This window comes from Roseococcus pinisoli (assembly GCF_018413645.1).
Classification (GTDB): domain Bacteria; phylum Pseudomonadota; class Alphaproteobacteria; order Acetobacterales; family Acetobacteraceae; genus Roseococcus; species Roseococcus pinisoli.
Window position 1 is genome coordinate 189,197 of the sequence record NZ_JAHCDA010000005.1, and the last position, 18,691, is coordinate 207,887.

15 protein-coding genes and 1 CRISPR repeat array are annotated in these 18,691 nt (G+C 70.3%); of the genes, 13 read left to right on the top strand and 2 right to left on the bottom strand.

Annotation, left to right across the window (positions count from 1 at the left end):
* The first annotated feature begins 110 nt into the window (after window positions 1–110).
* The 7 genes from ftsZ (at window position 111) to KHU32_RS21680 (ending at window position 8,913) form a co-directional block, all read left to right on the top strand.
* A complete protein-coding gene (gene ftsZ / locus KHU32_RS21650; RefSeq protein ID WP_213672254.1) occupies window positions 111–1,685 on the top strand; it encodes a cell division protein FtsZ in 1,575 nt (524 codons plus the stop codon).
* A 305-nt stretch (window positions 1,686–1,990) separates the two neighbouring features.
* A complete protein-coding gene (gene lpxC, locus KHU32_RS21655; RefSeq protein ID WP_347265583.1) occupies window positions 1,991–2,908 on the top strand; it encodes a UDP-3-O-acyl-N-acetylglucosamine deacetylase in 918 nt (305 codons plus the stop codon).
* A 54-nt stretch (window positions 2,909–2,962) separates the two neighbouring features.
* The gene (locus KHU32_RS21660) at window positions 2,963–3,814 is read left to right on the top strand and encodes an outer membrane protein assembly factor BamD (RefSeq protein ID WP_213672256.1); all 852 of its coding nucleotides are present in this window, start codon (window positions 2,963–2,965) and stop codon (window positions 3,812–3,814) included.
* 98 nt (window positions 3,815–3,912) lie between these two features.
* Window positions 3,913–5,589 (top strand): DNA repair protein RecN, encoded by a 1,677-nt coding sequence (recN, locus tag KHU32_RS21665; protein WP_213672257.1) that lies wholly within the window; start codon window positions 3,913–3,915, stop codon window positions 5,587–5,589.
* Window positions 5,590–5,801: 212 nt separating this feature from the next.
* Window positions 5,802–7,919 carry an NAD-dependent DNA ligase LigA gene (gene ligA, locus KHU32_RS21670; protein WP_213672258.1) on the top strand — a complete coding sequence of 706 codons (2,118 nt, stop codon included), beginning with the start codon at window positions 5,802–5,804 and terminating at the stop codon, window positions 7,917–7,919.
* Window positions 7,920–7,944: 25 nt separating this feature from the next.
* Window positions 7,945–8,415, top strand: a complete 471-nt coding sequence (locus tag KHU32_RS21675; protein WP_213672259.1) for a CreA family protein — start codon at window positions 7,945–7,947, stop codon at window positions 8,413–8,415.
* A 60-nt stretch (window positions 8,416–8,475) separates the two neighbouring features.
* Window positions 8,476–8,913 carry an organic hydroperoxide resistance protein gene (locus KHU32_RS21680; protein WP_213672260.1) on the top strand — a complete coding sequence of 146 codons (438 nt, stop codon included), beginning with the start codon at window positions 8,476–8,478 and terminating at the stop codon, window positions 8,911–8,913.
* A 62-nt stretch (window positions 8,914–8,975) separates the two neighbouring features.
* On the opposite strand, the gene KHU32_RS21685 is transcribed toward KHU32_RS21680, so the two are convergent.
* On the bottom strand, window positions 8,976–10,751 hold the full coding sequence (locus KHU32_RS21685) for an aminopeptidase P family protein (protein WP_213672261.1): 1,776 nt from the start codon (window positions 10,749–10,751) through the stop codon (window positions 8,976–8,978).
* 157 nt (window positions 10,752–10,908) lie between these two features.
* Here KHU32_RS21685 and KHU32_RS21690 point away from each other — a divergent pair, with 157 nt between their 5' ends.
* The 6 genes from KHU32_RS21690 (at window position 10,909) to KHU32_RS21715 (ending at window position 17,434) form a co-directional block, all read left to right on the top strand.
* On the top strand, window positions 10,909–11,235 hold the full coding sequence (locus KHU32_RS21690; RefSeq protein WP_213672262.1) for a DUF1127 domain-containing protein: 327 nt from the start codon (window positions 10,909–10,911) through the stop codon (window positions 11,233–11,235).
* Window positions 11,236–11,394: 159 nt separating this feature from the next.
* Entirely contained in the window at window positions 11,395–12,621 is a 1,227-nt protein-coding gene (locus tag KHU32_RS21695; protein ID WP_213672263.1) for an MFS transporter, read from the top strand.
* Window positions 12,622–12,697: 76 nt separating this feature from the next.
* A complete protein-coding gene (moaA, locus tag KHU32_RS21700; RefSeq protein ID WP_213672264.1) occupies window positions 12,698–13,687 on the top strand; it encodes a GTP 3',8-cyclase MoaA in 990 nt (329 codons plus the stop codon).
* Window positions 13,687–14,046, top strand: a complete 360-nt coding sequence (locus tag KHU32_RS21705) for a hypothetical protein (protein ID WP_213672265.1) — start codon at window positions 13,687–13,689, stop codon at window positions 14,044–14,046. Before moaA ends, KHU32_RS21705 begins: the two co-directional genes overlap by 1 nt.
* A gap of 104 nt (window positions 14,047–14,150) precedes the next feature.
* Window positions 14,151–15,553: direct repeats of the CRISPR family, unit length 31 nt; unit sequence GTTTCGATCCACGCTCCCGTGAAGGAGCGAC.
* Between the two features lie 283 nt (window positions 15,554–15,836).
* Complete coding sequence (locus tag KHU32_RS21710) at window positions 15,837–16,670, top strand: carbon-nitrogen hydrolase family protein (RefSeq protein ID WP_213672266.1); 834 nt, start codon at window positions 15,837–15,839, stop codon at window positions 16,668–16,670.
* Window positions 16,667–17,434 carry an NAD kinase gene (locus tag KHU32_RS21715; protein ID WP_213672267.1) on the top strand — a complete coding sequence of 256 codons (768 nt, stop codon included), beginning with the start codon at window positions 16,667–16,669 and terminating at the stop codon, window positions 17,432–17,434. The genes KHU32_RS21710 and KHU32_RS21715 overlap by 4 nt, the downstream gene beginning before the upstream one ends.
* A gap of 13 nt (window positions 17,435–17,447) precedes the next feature.
* Here the strand turns inward: KHU32_RS21715 and wecB are convergent, their stop codons facing one another.
* Window positions 17,448–18,689: a non-hydrolyzing UDP-N-acetylglucosamine 2-epimerase gene (gene wecB, locus KHU32_RS21720; RefSeq protein ID WP_213672268.1), complete on the bottom strand. Its 1,242-nt coding sequence runs from the start codon at window positions 18,687–18,689 to the stop codon at window positions 17,448–17,450.
* Window positions 18,690–18,691: the final 2 nt, after the last annotated feature.

Here is an 18,691-nt window from a genome sequence, read left to right on the forward strand (position 1 = left end):
TTCGGAACTTTCGCGCAGAAGACTGTGGATAACGGGACCGGTTTCGCCCCAGTGGGCAGACTCGAATCGCTTCCGATGCTCTAAGCTGAAGATTGAGGAGACCTCGCCCCATGACCCTGAACCTGACGCTGCCGGTAACCCAGCACACGGATTTCTCGCCGCGCATCGCCGTGATCGGCGTTGGCGGCGGTGGTACCAACGCCGTCAACAACATGATCAACCTCGGCCTCGACGGGGTCGAATTCATCGTCGCGAATACCGATGCCCAGGCGCTGATCAACAGCCGCTCGGAACGCCGCGTTCAGCTCGGTCCGCACCTGACGCAGGGCCTCGGCGCGGGCGCGAAGCCCGAGATCGGCCGCGCGGCCGCCGAGGAGGCCACCGACGAGCTGGCCCGCCACCTCGAGGGCTGCCACATGGTCTTCGTCACCGCCGGCATGGGCGGCGGCACGGGCACGGGCGCGGCGCCGGTCATCGCCCGCATGGCGCGTGAGCGCGGCATCCTGACGGTGGGCGTGGTCACCAAGCCCTTCGACTTCGAAGGCCCGAAGCGCAAGCGCAGCGCCGACCTCGGCCTCGAGGAGCTGCAGCAGTTCGTGGACACGCTGATCGTGATCCCGAACCAGAACCTCTTCCGCCTGGCGAATGAGCGCACGACCTTCGCCGAGGCCTTCAAGATGGCCGACAACGTCCTCTATATGGGCGTGCGCGGCGTGACCGACCTCATGGTCAATCCCGGCATCGTGAACCTCGACTTCGCCGATATCCGCACGATCATGGCGGAGATGGGCAAGGCCATGATGGGCACGGGCGAGGCCGAGGGCGAGGATCGCGCGGTGAAGGCCTCCGAGGCCGCCATCAGCAACCCGCTGCTGGAGGACACCTCCATGCGCGGCGCCAAGGGCGTGCTGATCAACATCACGGGCGGCCTCGACATGACGCTGTTCGAGGTGGACGAGGCCGCGATGCGCATCCGCCGCGAGGTGGACGAGGATGCGAACATCATCTTCGGCTCCTCGATCGACGAGAACATGAACGGCCGGGTGCGCGTCTCCGTGGTCGCGACCGGCATCGACGTCGCCTCGATGAGCGCGGCGGCGACGGCCAATGGCGTCGCCGCGGCCGCGGCCGGCCCCCGCCTCGCGGTGGTGAACCCGCCGATGCCCGCGCCGGCCCCGGCTTCCGCCGCCCGCGGCCCCGCCGGTCCGCTCGGCGCGCCGACCCTGCCCGGTGCTCCCGCCCGCCGCCCCGTCCAGGTCGGTGGTGGTGGTGCCGGCCTGCTGCGGCAGCCCGCCGCGCCGGCCGCGATGGCCGCGCCCGCCGCCCCGGCGCCGGACGCGCAATACGCCTATGCCGAACAGCAGATGCCGCAGCCGGTGATGGTGCAGCCCGCCGTGGCGCAGCCCGCGGCGCCCGTCGCGCCCGCGCCGACGGCGCAGCCGCATCTGCACCAGCCTTCGCTGCCGGATGGTGGCCAGGGCGCCGGCTGGCGTGGCCTCTTCCGGAACGCGACCGGCCTGATGCGCCGCAGCGTCGAGCCCGAGGGTCCCGTGAGCACCGCGCCGCGCGCCGAGCCTTCCGTGGGCCAGCCCGCCGGGCCGGCGCCGACGGCCCGCCCTGCCCAGCCGCAGCCGGACGAGATGGGGCTCGATATCCCCACCTTCCTGCGCCGCCAGAGCAACTGAGCGAATACGGCCGAGGCCCGGGAATCCCGGTGCCTCGACCGACTTCGGACGCCGCCCAGGCGTCCGCCACACGCCCGTCCCTGCCTCCCATGGCATCGGCCCTCCGGACGGATCCCGTGTTTCACGGCCGCCAAATTCCTCACAATTTCGCCATGTTTTCCGTAACTTAAGAGGAAACATCGGGAAACATCGCTTGAGTGGCGCAGCGGCCCAGGCCCTGTCATTTTCCCTGTCATTAACCGGGCGGAGGGGAGCCCCCGGACACACTTTTCGGGGGCTTTCTCTGTATGGATGGTTTCGCACCTTTGACGCTCGGCCGCCGCCGTCGCCTTGCTTCCAGCATCGGCTGCAAGGGCATTGGGCTTCACTCGGGTCGCGACATCTCGCTGGCGCTCCATCCGGGCGCTTCCGGCGCCGGTATCGTCTTCCACCGCAGTGATCTGAACGTCAGCATTCCGGCCCGCTACGACCTGGTCTCGGAAACGCGCCTCTGCACGGGCCTGACCCTGCCCGCGGAGCCGACCGCGCGCGTCGGTACCGTGGAGCACGTGATGGCCGCCCTGGCCGCGGCCGGCGTGGACGACGCGATCGTCGAGTTGGACGGCCCCGAGATCCCCATTCTCGACGGTTCGGCCGATCCCTTCCTGTTCCTGATCGACTGCGCCGGCATCGCCGAGCATCTCGGCACGCGCCGCACGATCGAGGTGCTGAAGACGATTCGCATCGAGGACAATAACGGCGCCTGGGCCGAGCTCGCGCCGAGCACCGAGCTGGCGCTGGATGCCGAACTGACCATCGACTTCGGCGAGACCGCGATCGGCCGCCAGAGCCTTGGCCTGCGCATCTCCTGCGATAGCTTCCGCTCCGAGCTCGCCAATGCCCGCACCTTCACGCTGGCCGAGGAAATCTCGCGCCTGCGCGCGGCCGGCCTGGCCCGCGGAGGCAGCCTGGACAACGCCATCGTCGTCGACGGCACCATGATCGTGAACCCGGGCGGCCTGCGCCGGCCGGACGAGTTCGTGCGCCACAAGCTGCTCGACGTCGTGGGCGATCTCGCCCTCGCCGGCGCGCCGATCGCCGGCCGCTTCACGGGTCATCGCTCCGGTCATGCCATCAACAACCAGCTTCTGCGCAAGCTGATGGCCGACCGTTCCGCCTGGCGTTATGCGGGCGGCCACGCCCTCGCCGACGCCGGTCCGATCAGGCAGCCGGTGGCGGCCTAGCCCCCGCCTTCGGCCGCATGGTATAGAGCGGCCCGACCGGAGCCGAACTTGCCCATGCATCTGCTGATCCGTACTTCCCTGCTCTTCGCCCTGGCGCTGCCCGTGACTGGCTGCGGCATTACGTCCTGGGACGGAACCATGGGCTCTCTCTTCAGCTCGCCCTCGGCGACGAGCGGGCTGGTCGACCGATCGCCCGAGTCGCTCTACGCGGCCGGCATCGAGGCGCTGCAGCAGCGTCGCTTCGCCCAGGCGGTCGAGCTCTTCGACACGCTTGAGCGCGAGCATCCCTATTCGACCTGGGCGACCAACGCGAAGATCATGTCCGCCTATGGCGAGTACATGCGCAACCGCTACACCGAGGCCATCGGCGCGCTCGACCGCTTCATCCAGCTGCATCCGGCGCATCGCGACATCGCCTATGCCTACTATCTGCGCGCGCTCTCCTATTACGAGCAGATCTCGGACAGCCAGCGCGACCAGCGCGGCACCGAGCTGGCGCTGGCGGCGCTGCAGGACGTGGCGAACCGCTTCCCCGATACCGCCTATGCCCGCGATGCCCGCCTGAAGATCGACCTGGCGCGCGACCACCTGGCGGGCAAGGAAATGAACATCGGCCGCTTCTACCAGCGGCAGGGCCTGTTCGGGGCCGCCATCGGCCGCTTCCGCCGCGTGGTCGAGGAATACCAGACGACCAACCACGTGCCCGAGGCGCTGCACCGGCTGACGGAGATCTACCTCCGCCTCGGCCTGCGCGAGGAGGCCGCGCGTTCGGCCTCGGTGCTCGGCCACAACTTCCCGGGCAGCCCCTGGTACCAGGACAGCTACGCGCTACTGACGCCAGGCGCCGAAGCCTCGCGCGACGACCGGCCGGGCCTCTTCCGCCGGGCCTGGGGTACCGTTTTCTAAAGACAGGATTCCGGTCGCGCGGCTACGCGCGACCGGACGAGGATGACCGCGCCACGCCGGGCGATTCCGCCCGGCCAGACATGGTATAGCGAGACAGCATGCTGGCCTCCCTTTCCATCCGTGATGTCGTGCTCATCGAGCGGCTCGACCTGCAATTCGGGCCGGGGCTCTCGGTCCTCACCGGCGAAACGGGCGCGGGAAAATCCATCCTGCTCGATTCGCTGGGCCTTGCCCTCGGTATGCGCGCGGAGGCCGGGCTCGTCCGCTCCGGCCAGGCGCAGGCGAGCGTCGCCGCCATGTTCCAGCCGCCGGACGGGCACCCCGCTTTCACCATTCTCACCGAGCAGGGCATCGAGGCGGAGGACGCGCTGGTGCTGCGCCGCGTGCTGCAGGCCGATGGCCGCTCCCGCGCTTTCGTGAACGACCAGCCGGTGGGCGTCGCGCTGCTCAAGCGGCTGGCCGCGACCCTGGTCGAAGTGCAGGGCCAGCACGACCAGGTCGGCCTGGCCGATCCCGCCACCCATGCCGCCCTGCTCGATTCCTTCGGCGGGCTGGACCGCCCGCGCGGCGTCACCGCGGCGCGCTTCCGCGAATGGCGGACGGCGGAGGCCGCGCTGGCCGAGGCCGAGGCGGCCGTCTCCGCCGCGCTGCGCGACGAGGAATGGCTGCGCCATGCCGTCGAGGAACTCGCCCAGCTCGCCCCCGTCGAGGGCGAGGAGGAGCAGCTGGCGCAGGAGCGGCAGACCCTCCAGCAGGCCGAGCGCCGCAACGAGGCGATTGCCGCCGCCCTCACGGAGCTTCAGCCGCGCGACCGCCGCTCCGCCAATCCCGGCGCGGCCCTGCGCAACGCAGCCCGCGCGCTGGAGCGCCTGCCGCCGCCCAACGAATCCGCGGGCCCGGCCCTCGCAGCCCTCGCCGCCGCGCAGGACGCGCTGGCCGAGGCCGAGCAGCAGCTGGAGCGCCTCTCGTCGGACGCCCTGCCCGATCCGCGCCGGCTGGAAGTGCTGGAGGACCGTCTCTACGGCCTGCGCTCCGCGGCACGGAAGCATGGCGTCGCCGTCGTGGAACTGCCGCAGCACCTGGCCGACCTGCGGGAGCGGCTATCGGCGCTCGATGCCGGTACGGACCGCGTGGCCGCGCTGCAGGCCGCGCGCCGGCAGGCGCGCGACGCCTATGCCGCCGCGGGCGCCGCGCTGACCGAGGCGCGGCGCGCGGCCGCCGGCAAGCTGGAGCGCGCCCTGGCCAAGGAGCTGCCGCCGCTAAAGCTGGACCGCGCGCGCGTGGTGGTCGAGGTCGCGGCGCGCGACGAGGCAGCCTGGGGCGCGGAGGGGATGGACCGGGTGACGATGCTGGTCGCCACCAATCCGGGGCAGACGCCGGGGCAGCTCGTGAAGATCGCCTCGGGCGGCGAGCTCTCGCGGCTCATGCTGGCGCTGAAGGTGGTGCTGGCGCGCGGCTCGCCCGTGCCGACGCTGGTTTTCGACGAGGTGGATGCCGGCATCGGCGGCGCCACCGCGGCCGCTGTTGGCGAGCGCCTGACCCGCGTGGCCGAGCGCCTGCAGGTGCTGGTGGTGACCCATTCGCCGCAGGTGGCCGCCCGCGGCGCGCAGCACCTGCAGGTGGCGAAGTCCGTTCGTGGGGCGGCGGCGCAGACGAGCGTCGTGCCGCTGGATGCCCCCGCCCGCCGCGAGGAGATTGCCCGCATGCTCGCCGGCGAGGTCGTGACCGAGGCCGCCCGTGCGGCGGCCGCCAGCCTGCTCGACGGCGTGGCCTGACCGCACGCTCGCCGGTCGGTCTGCGTCGTGCCTGAGTTGAAACGCCCCAGGACGATTTCCTGGGCGGCACGCGTTTTGTAACGACAACCGGTCCATTCGAGCCAATCATGGCGGACCCAGGCCCGGCAGGCCGCAGCGGGGCTTTACCTGCGCGCCGTTCCGCCGGAGAGAGGGCACGAATTCCGTTTCCATCAGGTGAGGATCGCCTGCGCATGAGCGACCACATCCAAGCCGAGGAAGAGATCGCCCGCCTCATCGCGGCGATCCTCCATCACGACCGGCTGTACTACGAGGCCGATGCCCCCGAGGTCAGCGACGCGGAATACGACGCGCTGATGCGCCGCCTCCGCGCGCTGGAGGCCGAGAATCCGGACCTTCTGCGCCCGGACAGCCCGACCCAGAAGGTCTCAGGGCGCGCGGTCGAGGGCTTCGCCAAGTCCCGCCACCTCGCGCCCATGCTCAGCCTGGACAATGCCTTCGGCGAGGAGGACTTCACCGAATTCGCGGCGCGTATCCGGCGCTTCCTCAGCCTGCCCGAGACCGAGCCTCTGCATTTCATCGCCGAGCCCAAGATCGACGGGCTGAGCGTGAACCTGCTCTACGAGCGCGGCCGCTTCGTGAAGGGCGCCACGCGCGGCGACGGCATCGAGGGCGAGGACATCACGCCCAACCTGCTGACGCTCAAGGACCTGCCCCGCGAGCTGCCGCCCCCCTTCCCCGACCTCATCGAGATCCGCGGCGAGGTCTTTCTCGACCGCGCGGATTTCCTCACCTTCCGCGCCGAGCAGGAGCGCGCCCTGGCCGAGCGCGAGGCCCGCAAGGCCCGGGGGGCGAAGCTCGGCCCCGCCGTCACCATCCCGGTGAACCCGCGCAATGCCGCCGCCGGCTCGTTGCGGCAGCTCGACGCCTCGATCACCGCCTCCCGCCCGCTGAAGCTCTTCGCCTATGCCATGGGCCAGGCGAGCGAGGTGCCCACCGACACGCATGAGCATTGGTTGGACCTGCTGCGGCGCTGGGGCTTTTCGGTGAACCCGCTCTCCACGCCCGTCACCGACGCGGCCGAGTTCCAGCGCAAGATGGCGAGCGAGCGCGCCGCGCTGGCCTATGAGATCGACGGCGTCGTCTACAAGATCGATCGGCTGGACTGGCAGGCGCGGCTCGGCTTCGTCGGCCGGGCGCCGCGCTGGGCCATCGCCTGGAAATTCCCTGCCGAGCAGGCCCGCACGAAGCTGCTGGCCATCGAGATCCAGGTCGGCCGCACGGGCGCGCTGACGCCGCGCGCGGTGATGGAGCCGGTCTTCGTGGGCGGCGTCACCGTCACCCATGCGACGCTGCACAACGAGGACGAGATCGCGCGGAAGGACGTCCGCATCGGCGACACCATCACCCTTCAGCGTGCCGGGGACGTCATCCCCCAGGTGGTCGGCGTGGTGGATGCCGACCGGCCGGATCGCGGCCCCGCCTATCAGTTCCCGACGATCTGCCCTGCCTGCGGCAGCCATGCCGTGCGCGAGAATGACGACGTGGTGCGCCGCTGCACCGGCGGGCTGATCTGCCCGGCCCAGACCGTCGAGCGCCTGAAGCATTTCGCCAGCCGCGGCGCCATGGATATCGAGGGTCTGGGCGAGGAGAACATCATCCAGCTGCACGAGGAGGGGCTGGTCAAAAGCCCCGCCGACCTCTTCCGCCTCAAGGACCACGCCGAGCGGATGCGGCAATGGGAGGGCTGGGGGAAAGGCGCCAAGGGCGAGGCGAAGAAGGTCTCGAACCTGCTGGCCGCCATCGAGAGCCGCCGCCGCGTGCCGCTGGAGCGCTTTCTCTTCGGCCTCGGCATCCGCCGGATCGGTGCGCAGAACGCCAAGCTGCTGGCCCGGCACTATCACAGCATCCAGAACCTCCGCGCCCGCATGCTGGAGGCGCGGATCATCGGCAGCGAGGCGCGCGAGGAGCTGGGCAGCATCCAGGGCGTCGGCCCCTCCATCGCCACCGAGCTCGTGGAGTTCTTCGCCGAGCGGCACAACCTCGAGGCGCTGGACGACCTGCTGCGCTACGTGACGCCCGAGGAGGTTGCCGACCTCGACGCGGGCGATAGCCCCTTCGCCGGCAAGGCGCTGGTCTTCACCGGCACGCTCGAGACGCTGTCCCGCGCCGAGGCCGAGGCGAAGGCCGAGGCGATGGGCGCCAAGGTGACCAAGAGCGTCTCGAAGAAGACCGACTTCGTGGTGGTCGGCGCCGATGCCGGTTCCAAGGCGGCCAAGGCCACGGAGCTCGGCGTGCGCGTGCTCACCGAGGCGGAATTCCGCGAGATGGCGGGCTTCCCTGCAACCTGAGGCGGCGCGCCGCGCTGATCGCCACATGAAGCGCGCCCTTCCCTGCCTCCTCGCCGCCCTCCTGCTCGCGGGCCCCGCGGCGGCCGACGACACCACGCGCGTCGGCCGGGTGAACACCGCCATCACCAATCTGGGCCTCACCCGCAGCCATCAGGTCGTGGTGGAGCGGTTCAACGACCCCGCGATCGCGAATGTCTCCTGCTATGTGAGCCAGGCGCGGACGGGCGGGCTCGCCGGCATGGTGGGGGTCGCGGAGGATCCGACGCGCTTCTCGCTCTCCTGCGCGGCGACCGGGCCGATCACGATCCCGGAGGGTGTGCGCCGCGGCGAGCGGGGCGAGCAGATCTGGGAGGCCTCCTCCAGCCTCTTCTTCAAGGAGACGCGGGTGCAGCGCTTCGTGGACGAGGAGCGGCAGGTCCTGGTCTACCTCGCCTGGAGTTCGCGGCTGGTGGAGGGCTCGCCCTTCAATGCGGTCGCGGCCGTCCCCTACCGGTAACGGGATACGTCCCCATCTCCCGTTCAGCCCCTAGCGGGGCCAAACGCCAGGAGACCGGACATGGATAAGATCAAGCCGCTCTACACCGCGCATGCCTTCGCCACCGGCGGCCGCAACGGCCACACCCAATCCGACGACGGGCAGGTCTCGGTGGACCTTTCCGTCCCCAAGGAGATGGGCGGCCCCGGCAAGGCCGACACCGCCACGCCCGAGCACCTCTTCGCCGCCGGCTATGCCGCCTGCTTCGGCGGCGCGCTCGACTTCATCGGCAAGCAGCACAAGAAGGACGCCTCCAAGGCCAAGGTCTCGGCGGCGGTCTCGATCGGCCCGCGCGAGGGCGGCGGCTTCGGCCTGGCGGTCGAGCTCACCGTCGAGGATCCCTCCCTCCCGCAGGCCGAGCTCGAGGCGCTGGCCAAGGAAGCGCACGAGAAGATCTGCCCCTATAGCCACGCCACGCGGGGCAACGTGGACGTGAAGCTGACCGTCAAGGGTGGCTGAAAGGGGCGTTCGAGGGGGCGCTGCCCCCTCGAACCCCTGCCAGGGCTTTTGGCCCTGGACCCTTACGCTTCCAGCGGGGCGCACTCCGCTTCCATCCAGCCGCGCGCCGCCGCATCCAGCTGGGGCCCGACCTCCTCCAGCACCCGCGCCTGATAGGCGTCGATCCAGCGGATTTCGGCCGGCGTCAGCAGGGCGGGCTCGATCAGCGCGCGGGCATAGGGCGCCAGGGTCAGCGTCTCGAATTCCAGGAAGGGGCGCATCTGGTCGGGCGACGGATCGGCCGGCCGCGCCATCAGCAGATTCTCGATCCGGATGCCGTAATGGCCCGGCAGGTAGTAGCCCGGCTCATCCGAGAGGATCATGCCCGGCCGGATGGGCACGGGCTTCGCGGCCCGGCTGAAGGCCACCGGCCCCTCATGCACCGACAGGAAGCTGCCGACGCCGTGGCCCGTGCCGTGGTCGTAGTCGAGGCCGAGATCCCAGAGCGGGCGGCGCGCGATGGCGTCCAGATGCGGCCCCGCGACGCCCTCCGGAAAGCGCAGCGTGCCGAGGGCGATGTGCCCGCGCAGCACCGCCGTGTACCGCTCCCGCAGGCCTGCAGGCGCCGGCCCGGGGCCGCTCCATAGCGTGCGGGTGATGTCCGTCGTGCCTTCGGGGAACTGGGCGCCGCTGTCGATCAGGTAGCATTCGTCGGCGGCGATCGGCCGGTCGGTGGCCTCGGTCACGCGGTAATGCACGATGGCGCCGTTCTCGCCGGCGCCGGAGATCGCCGGGAAGCTCTCCCCCGTGAAGCCCTTCGCCTCGCGCCGGAAGGCGAGGAGGCGCGCCGCGGCCGACATCTCGGTCTGCCCACCGCGCTGCGCCTCGGTCGCGAACCAGGCCAGGAAGCGGGCCACCGCGACGGCATCGCGCGCATGGGCGATGCGGGCGCCCTGCTGCTCGGTCGCGTTCTTCATGGCGCGCGGCAGGCGGCAAGGATCCTCGCCGGAAACGACGATGGCACCGGCATCGCGCAGGCTCGCCGCGAACCAGGCGGGCGTGGCCTCCGGGTCCAGCCGGACCTTCCGGCCAGCCAGCCCCTTCAGCGCCTCCGGGATGGCCGATCTCGGCTCGACCGCGACGCGATTGCCCAGGAAGGCGCGGGTCTCCGCGCCCACGCGCTCGGGCGCGTTCAGGAACATCCGCACGGAACCGTCGGCGCGAAGCAGCGCAAAGGCCAGGGCCATGGGCGTATAGGCGAGGTCGGCGCCCCGGATATTGAGTAGCCAGGCGACGGAATGGGCATCGGCCAGCACGCAGGCCTCCTCCCCGGCACGGCGGAGCTCGGCCGCCGCCGTTTCGCGCTTCGCTTCCGAGGTCTCGCCGGAGAGCTCCACAGGATGCGGCCGCACCTCTGCCGCCGGGGGCGCCGGCCGGTCGCGCCAGACGGCATCTATGGGATTGGGCGTGAGCGGGACGAACTGAATGCCCCCCATTCGCTGCAATGCAGCATCGCTATGGAGCCATGGGTCATAACCTATGCGCAAATCCCGCGCATTTTCCCGGAGCCATGCAGAAGGAGGCTCGTCGGTGATATGCCGACGCTCGAAGAGGGCGCCGTCCGTCTCCGCCTGCACCTGGGTCGTGTAGCGACCGTCGGTGAAGACCGCCGCCTTGTCGGCCAGCACGATCGCGAGGCCGGCGCTGCCCGTAAAGCCCGTCAGCCAAGCCAGACGCTCGCCGGAGGGCGGAACGTACTCGCCCAGATGCTCGTCCGAGCGGGGCACCAGGAAGCCGTCGAGCCCGGCGGCGGCGAGCACGGCACGAAGGGCGGAGAGGCGGTCGGCATGGTCGGTCATTTGTGTCCTTGATGCGTCGAAAATGCGGTATTTCAGCTTGTGTCATGCGTCAGGCACATGTTTGAGGCTTGGGCTTCGCGCAAGCTTTCCACAGTCTCCGGGCCTACATGTTTCCCCGACGGGGCAGATGGCTGCCCATCAAGGATGGAACCCTAACATGAACTCCCGCATCATCTCAGCCGAAGCCGCGCTGTTGATGCCCGCCCTGCCGCGCGACACCGAGGCCGACGAGATCGCCCGCATGATCGACGAGGCGCGCCGCGCCCGCGACGCCGCGATCGCCGCCCGGGTCACCGGCTTCTTCCACGGCCTGCGCGCCACGCTCCATGACTGGCTGGCCCGCCGCGAGACGATCCACCAGCTCCGTGGCCTCACCGACCGCGAGCTCGCCGATATCGGCCTGTCCCGCGCCGGCATCCTGGCCGCCGCCGCCTCGCTGCCGAGCCCGGCCAACGACGTGGCCAAGCTTCGCCAGGCCGCCTGATCTCCCTCGGGGGTCGACGACTATCTCGACCCCTGGGCCCGGCCAGCCTCCCTCCGGCCGGGCCCCTCCCCTCTTCGCCTCCTGACCCGCGCCACGCGCATGACGGGCCCGGCGTTCGTTGCGCTTGCCGAAACCGGACCGCTCGGGTCTGATTTGTATATGCAAAACAGTGCCGCCGCCGTTCGTCCCGACAGGTCGGTCCTCTGGATCACCATCATCGCGGCGTCGGCGACCGCCAGCCTCGCCATGGGCATCCGCCAGACCTACGGCCTGCTGCTGCTGCCGCTGGCGACCGAGAGCGGCGTGGCGCCCTGGGCCTTCGGCCTCGCGGTCGCGCTGCACAACCTGGTCTGGGGTCTCGCCCAGCCGGTCAGCGGCGCCATGGCCGACCGCTACGGCTCCGGCCGCGTGATGGCCGCGGGCGGCATCTTCTACGTGCTGGGCTGCGGCCTTCCCGCCCTCTTCCCTTCCAATGCGACGGTGCTGATCGGCATCGGCCTGCTCTCGGGCATCGGCGTCGCCAGCGCGGGCACGGGCCTGGCGCTGGCCGCCGTCGGCCGGGTCGCGCCGCCCGAGAAGCGGGGCGAGTACATCGGCATCGCCAGCGCCGGCGGTAGCCTGGGCCAGGCGGCCATGGTGCCGCTGGTCTTCGGCGCCATCGGCTGGATCGGCGCGACGGGCGCGCTGGCCACGCTGGCCGTCTCCGCGCTGCTGATCATCCCGATCGCCCGCAACATCGAGTGGAAGCCGACGCCGCGCGTGGGCCCGCCCTCCGCCGGGCTGCGCGGGCTGCCGGCCCTGGCGCGCTCCGCTTTGGCCGACCGCGACTTCGCCCTGCTCACGGGCGGCTTCTTCGCCTGCGGCTTCCAGTTGGCCTTCCTCACCACCCACCTGCCCTCGCACATCGCGCTCTGCGGCATGCCGGCCTCGATCGGCATGACGGCGCTGATGCTGGTGGGGCTGTTCAACATCCCCGGCTCCTGGTTCTGCGGCTGGCTCTCCTCGCGCATCCGGCCGGAGAACGGGCTGGGCTGGATCTACCTCGCCCGCACCGTCGCGATCGCCATCTTCGCCTATACGACGCCGACCGAGTGGGGGACGATCGTCTTCGCCGCGGTGATGGGCTTCGTCTGGCTGGGCACGGTGCCCCTGACCTCCACCGCCATCGCGCGGCGCTTCGGCGTCGCGAACCTGGGCGCGCTCTACGGCGTCTGCTTCTTCAGCCACCAGATCGGCGGCTTCCTCGGCGCGGGCTCGGGCGCGCTGCTGATGGAGACGGTGGGCAACTACAATGCCTTCTGGCCCGTCATGCTGGTCGTCGGCCTGCTGGCCAGCGCGCTGAACTGGATGACGAAATCGCCGGATCCGCGCACCGCCGTCGCCTGAGGCGAGGCAGGGCTTGCAACGGCGCCCTGCCCCGCCCCAAATGTAGGGCGAACAAGAGCTTCCAGGACAGGCGCCCATGATCGACCCGTTCGGTCGCGACATTTCGTACCTGCGCGTCTCCGTCACGGATCGGTGCGACCTTCGCTGCGTCTATTGCATGGCGGAGGACATGACCTTCCTCCCCAAGGCCGAGGTGCTCAGCCTCGAGGAGCTGGAGCGCCTCTGCGCCTCCTTCATCGACCTCGGGGTCCGCAAGATTCGCCTGACGGGCGGCGAGCCGCTGGTGCGCCGGAACGTGATCTCCCTGGTCCGCAACCTCGGCGCCCGCCTCGGCCACGGGCTGGACGAGCTGACGCTGACCACGAACGGCACCCAGCTCGCCCGCCATGCGGACGACCTCGCCGCCGCCGGCGTCCGCCGCGTCAACGTCTCGCTCGACACGCTGGATGCCGCGACCTTCCGCACCACGACCCGTTGGGGCGATCTCGACAAGGTTCTGGGCGGCATCTTCGCCGCCAAGGCCGCGGGCCTGCACGTGAAGATCAACGCCGTGGCCCTGCGCGGCGTGAACGAGCATGAGTTCGACGGCATGCTGGCCTGGTGCGGCGAGCACGGCTTCGACCTCTGTCTCATCGAGACCATGCCGCTCGGCGAGACCGGCGAGGACCGCACGGACCAGTTCCTGCCGCTCAGCCTGGTGCGCGGACGGCTGAAGCAGCGCTGGACGCTCGCCTCCACCGACTTTGCGACCGGCGGCCCCGCCCGCTATTACGACGTGGCGGAGACGGGCACGCGCCTCGGCTTCATCACGCCCATGACCCATAACTTCTGCGAAAGCTGCAATCGCGTGCGTCTCACCTGCACCGGAAAACTCTACATGTGCCTCGGGCAGGAGGACGACGCCGATCTGCGCGCGCCCCTGCGCGACCCCGAGCTGGGCGATGCGGATCTGCGCGCCGCCATCCTCGAGGCCATCACGCGCAAGCCCAAGGGGCACGACTTCATCATCGACCGCCGCCACCGGGCTCCGGCCGTCGCGCGGCACATGAGCGTCACGGGGGGCTGATGCTGCAGGACCTCGTCACCCGGCTGACCTTGCCGGGACTGCCCGAATGGACCGGCCTCGTGGCGTTGCTGGTCGTCCTGGTGCTCGCGCTGTGCCTTTTGGTGATGCCCTTCTCGGTCTTCGGGCTGAAGGGGCGGCTGGACAATATCGAGGCGCAGCTCGACGACCTCCGCGCGGAGCTGCGCGCGCTGGCGATCCGCCTGCCCGAGGCGCGGCGCCCCGACTGGCGCGGCACGAACGAGCGCGACATTCCGCTGCCCCTGCCCGCCGAGCCCGAACCGGCGCCGCTGCCCGAGCAGCACCCGTCTATCTTCCCGTCCGGTCGGGCGGAGCCGAAGATTTCCTGGCCCAAGCATTGAGCCGCGGCGGGTCGGGGCGGCGGTGGCCCTGAGCAGGCTGACCCTGCTTCGCGCCCCCGTGAGGGGCGGTCTTCGAGGGACAACCTGATCCAGTTCGCTATGTCGGTTCGATCCACGCTCCCGTGAAGGAGGGACAATTGCCGAGATTCCCGACCCCGTGGCCCGCGAGGTTTCGATCCACGCTCCCGTGAAGGAGCGACAACATCCCGCGCCTCACGCGGCTCATTCACGTTCTGGTTTCGATCCACGCTCCCGTGAAGGAGCGACACGTCCCGATCTACGGCTGGATCCGGCAGCTCGCGTTTCGATCCACGCTCCCGTGAAGGAGCGACCGCTGCATCGCGGACGCCATCGAGGAGTTCGCCGTTTCGATCCACGCTCCCGTGAAGGAGCGACGGTGTGGTTCTTCTACCCCGGCCAGGGCCAGGGGGTTTCGATCCACGCTCCCGTGAAGGAGCGACGACCTTTATCTTCGGCGGCGGCGCCCTCATCGATGTTTCGATCCACGCTCCCGTGAAGGAGCGACGCTTCTCGCCCACCGCCCAGGACATGCACCGCCTGTTTCGATCCACGCTCCCGTGAAGGAGCGACATGATCTTTTCGCCAGCCCAGACCAGCAGGGCGACCGTTTCGATCCACGCTCCCGTGAAGGAGCGACCTGCGTTTCCGCTCGGCCTGCCACCAGTCGTTGTTTCGATCCACGCTCCCGTGAAGGAGCGACCTGCGCGCCGCCGCACCCCAGCGTCGGCGCGGACGGTTTCGATCCACGCTCCCGTGAAGGAGCGACCTGTCATAGATCTTCTTCTGGTGCTGGATCGGCTTGTTTCGATCCACGCTCCCGTGAAGGAGCGACAGCTGCGCGGCCGCATCCTCATCCACGCCGGCAAGTTTCGATCCACGCTCCCGTGAAGGAGCGACTCTCGACACGCTGGACGCGGTGGCGGCCAGATGGGTTTCGATCCACGCTCCCGTGAAGGAGCGACCGTCAGCGTCCTCACCAACGGCGCGGGCAACTCCCAGTTTCGATCCACGCTCCCGTGAAGGAGCGACAAGGCGCTGTTGTGGCTGCCGGCCGATCGCAGCGTTTCGATCCACGCTCCCGTGAAGGAGCGACGACGGCTGGCCCAAGCTGCCGGAGCCGCGCGCGTGTTTCGATCCACGCTCCCGTGAAGGAGCGACTGCGCGTCACGCGCCTCAACGAGCGCTTCGCCGAGTTTCGATCCACGCTCCCGTGAAGGAGCGACCGGCCGACGAGATCGAGGCCGCTGAGATCGAGTGGGTTTCGATCCACGCTCCCGTGAAGGAGCGACGATAGCCGCGCTCGCGGAGGGTTTCGCGGAGGCCGTTTCGATCCACGCTCCCGTGAAGGAGCGACCTGTCAGGCGGGAAGAACGACGTGCCCTATGTCGCGTTTCGATCCACGCTCCCGTGAAGGAGCGACCGGCGCGCCGGTCGGCGGCTGGTTGGCCGCATAGGGTTTCGATCCACGCTCCCGTGAAGGAGCGACCCACCCAGTCTCAAGCAAATCTCCCCCCAGCGCTATTCGGCCTTCCCGCGCGAACCTCGCGCCCCAGCCCGCGAACTTCCCGCCTGATCTCGGCCCACAGCCCGGCAAGCCCGGACAAACAACGCCTTACCGCCTCCGCGAACCCTGCCGGCCATCCATGAGTGCTTCACCTTCGCGGAGCCGCCGCGGCGGTCACGATCCGCGCGCCGGCGCCCTCCTGCCCACCCCATCCTCCACGTTCCGGGGCTTTGCCGAAAGCCGCGCCCTGTGCCTTGATGCCGCCATGCGAATCTCGGCCATCCAGATGAACCAGGGCAGCGATAAGGCGGCCAACCTCGATCAGGCGCGGCGCCTGATCGAGGCCGCCCTCGATGCCGACCGCCCGCACCTCGTCACCCTGCCCGAGACCTGGACCAATCTGGGCGGCGGGCGCGAGGCGCGCAGCGCCGCGGCCGAGGTCCTGCCACCGCCCGGCTCCGGCGAAGCCGGCGGGCCGGCCTACGAGATGCTGCGCGACATCGCGCGCTCGGCGAAGATCCATGTCCATGGCGGCTCGATCATCGAGCAGGGGCCGGAAAAGTTCTTCAACACCACCCTCGTCTTCGATCCCTCGGGCGCCGAGGTCGCGCGCTACCGGAAAATCCACCTCTTCGATATCACTGGCCCCGACGGCACCGGCTATCGTGAGAGCGCGCTCTACGGCGGCGGCAGCGAAATCGTCACCTTCCGCGCCGGTGACGTCACCTTCGGCTGCACCATCTGCTACGACATGCGCTTCCCCGAGCAATATCTCGCCCTTCGCCGCGCCGGCGCCGAGGTCATCTTCGTGCCGTCCAACTTCACGCTGATGACCGGCAAGGATCATTGGGAGGTGCTGCTGCGCGCCCGCGCCATCGAGACGCAGTGCTGGATCGTCGCGGCCGCCTCGCACGGCTCCTATGAGGAGCGCGGCGCGATGCGGCAGGTCTACGGCCATTCGCTGATCGCCGATCCCTGGGGCCATGTCGTCGCCAAGGCCAGCGACGGGACCGGCTGGGCCACCGCGCGCATCGACGCCGCCGTGACGGCGCGCGTGCGGCGCGACATGCCGGTGCTCGAACACCGCCGGTTGATGTGAGCCAGCCCCGCATCGCCTTCCTCGCCGCGACGACCGATGTCGCGCAGACGGCCCGCGACCGGCTCATCGCCAGGTACGGCGAGGCCGATCCGAATGCGGCGGAGTTCATCGTGGCGCTCGGCGGCGACGGCGCGATGCTGGAGACGCAGCATCGCTTCCTCGGCCGCAACGCGCAGATCTACGGCATGAACCGCGGCAGCGTCGGCTTCCTGATGAACGAATATCGCGAGGAGGATCTCCCGGCCCGCCTCGCCGCCGCGCAGGCCGCGCTGCTGCATCCGCTGCGCATGCGCGCCCATTCCAATGACGGGCGGACGCATGCGGCGCTGGCCATCAACGAGGTCTCGCTGCTGCGCGAGACGCGGCAGGCGGCGAAGCTGCGCATCGAAATCGACGGCAAGGAGCGCATGCCGGAGCTGATCTGCGACGGCATCCTCATCTCCACCCCGGCCGGCAGTACGGCCTACAATCTCTCCGCCCACGGGCCGATAGTGCCGATCGACGCGAACCTGCTGCCGATGACGCCGATCTCCGCCTTCCGCCCCCGGCGCTGGCGCGGGGCGCTGCTGCCTTCCTCGGCGCGGGTGATCCTGGAGATCCTCGAGGCCGAGAAGCGTCCCGTCTCCGCGACGGCGGACTACACCGAGGTGCGCGATGTGCGCCGGGTGGAGGTGCGGGAGGACCGCAGCATCTCGATGACCATGCTGTTCGACCCGGACCGGAACCTTTCCGAGCGCATCATCTCCGAGCAGTTCACGGTCTGAGCGCGACGGGCCGTCAGGCCTTTTCTGCAATGGCCGGCATAACCACGGCCTGCGGTTGCCGCCGTGGGCGCGCCGTCCCGGCCCCCCGCCCACGCGGCAACGCTCCCGAACGCGGCTCGCCGCCCTGCGGCAGGACGATCGCCGGCGCCTGCACGCCATCGGCCAGCAGGGATTCCACGATGCGCGACGCCGCCTTCCCGTCGCCATAGGGGTTCGTCGCCCGGGCCATGGCACGCCACGCGTCCTCGTCGTCGAGCAGGCGCGTCGCCTCGCGCAGCAGCCGCCGTCCATCCGTGCCCACCAGCTTCGCCGTCCCGGCGGCGATGGCTTCCGGCCGGTCGCTCTCGTTGCGTGTGACCAGGACGGGCCGGCCGAAGCTCGGCGCTTCCTCCTGCACGCCGCCGCTATCGGTGACCACCAGGTGGGATCGTTTCAGCAGCCAGACGAAGCCCGCGTGATCCTGCGGCGACAGCAGGTGCACGTGGGGCAGATGCCCGAGCGCGGCACGCGCCGGCGCCTCCGCCTGCGGATTGAGGTGCAGCGCGAAGACCATCTGCACGTCCGGCCGCGAGGCCAGGGCCGCCATCGCCCGTGCCGCACGGTCCAGCGCGCCGCCGAAATTCTCCCGCCGATGGCCGGTGGCGAGGATGAGGCGCCGCGCTGGATCGAGGAAGGCAAAGCGGGCGGCCAGCGTCGCATCGCCCTCGATCCGCGTCGCCGTCATCAGCAGCGCGTCGGTGCCGGTATTCCCGGTGACCTGGATCGCGCGAGCGGCGATGCCCTCGCGCCGGAGGTTCCGCGCGGCCTGGAGCGTGGGCGCGAAATGCCGCGAGGCCAGCCGCGCCACCATGCTGCGATGCGCTTCCTCCGGCCAGGGCGAGGAAGGGTTTGCGCTCCTCAGCCCGGCCTCCACATGGCCCACGCGCACACCGGCATAAAAGCCGGCCAACGCACCCGCGAAGGCGCTGGCCGTATCACCCTGGACCAGCAGCCAGTCGGGCCGCCGCGCCCGCAGCAGCTCCGTCACGCCTTGGAGCGCGCGGGCCGCGAGGCGGGCCAGCGTCTGGCCCGGGCGCATGAGCGCGAGGTCGTGATCCGCGGCCAATTCGAAGGTGGCCAGCGCCTGGCCCAGCAGCTCCCGATGCTGGCCGGTGGAGACGACGTCGCAGGCAACGCCCCTCGCCCGCAAAGCCAGGATCACGGGGGCCAGCTTGATCGCCTCGGGACGCGTGCCGAGCACGCAGGTGACGCGCATGG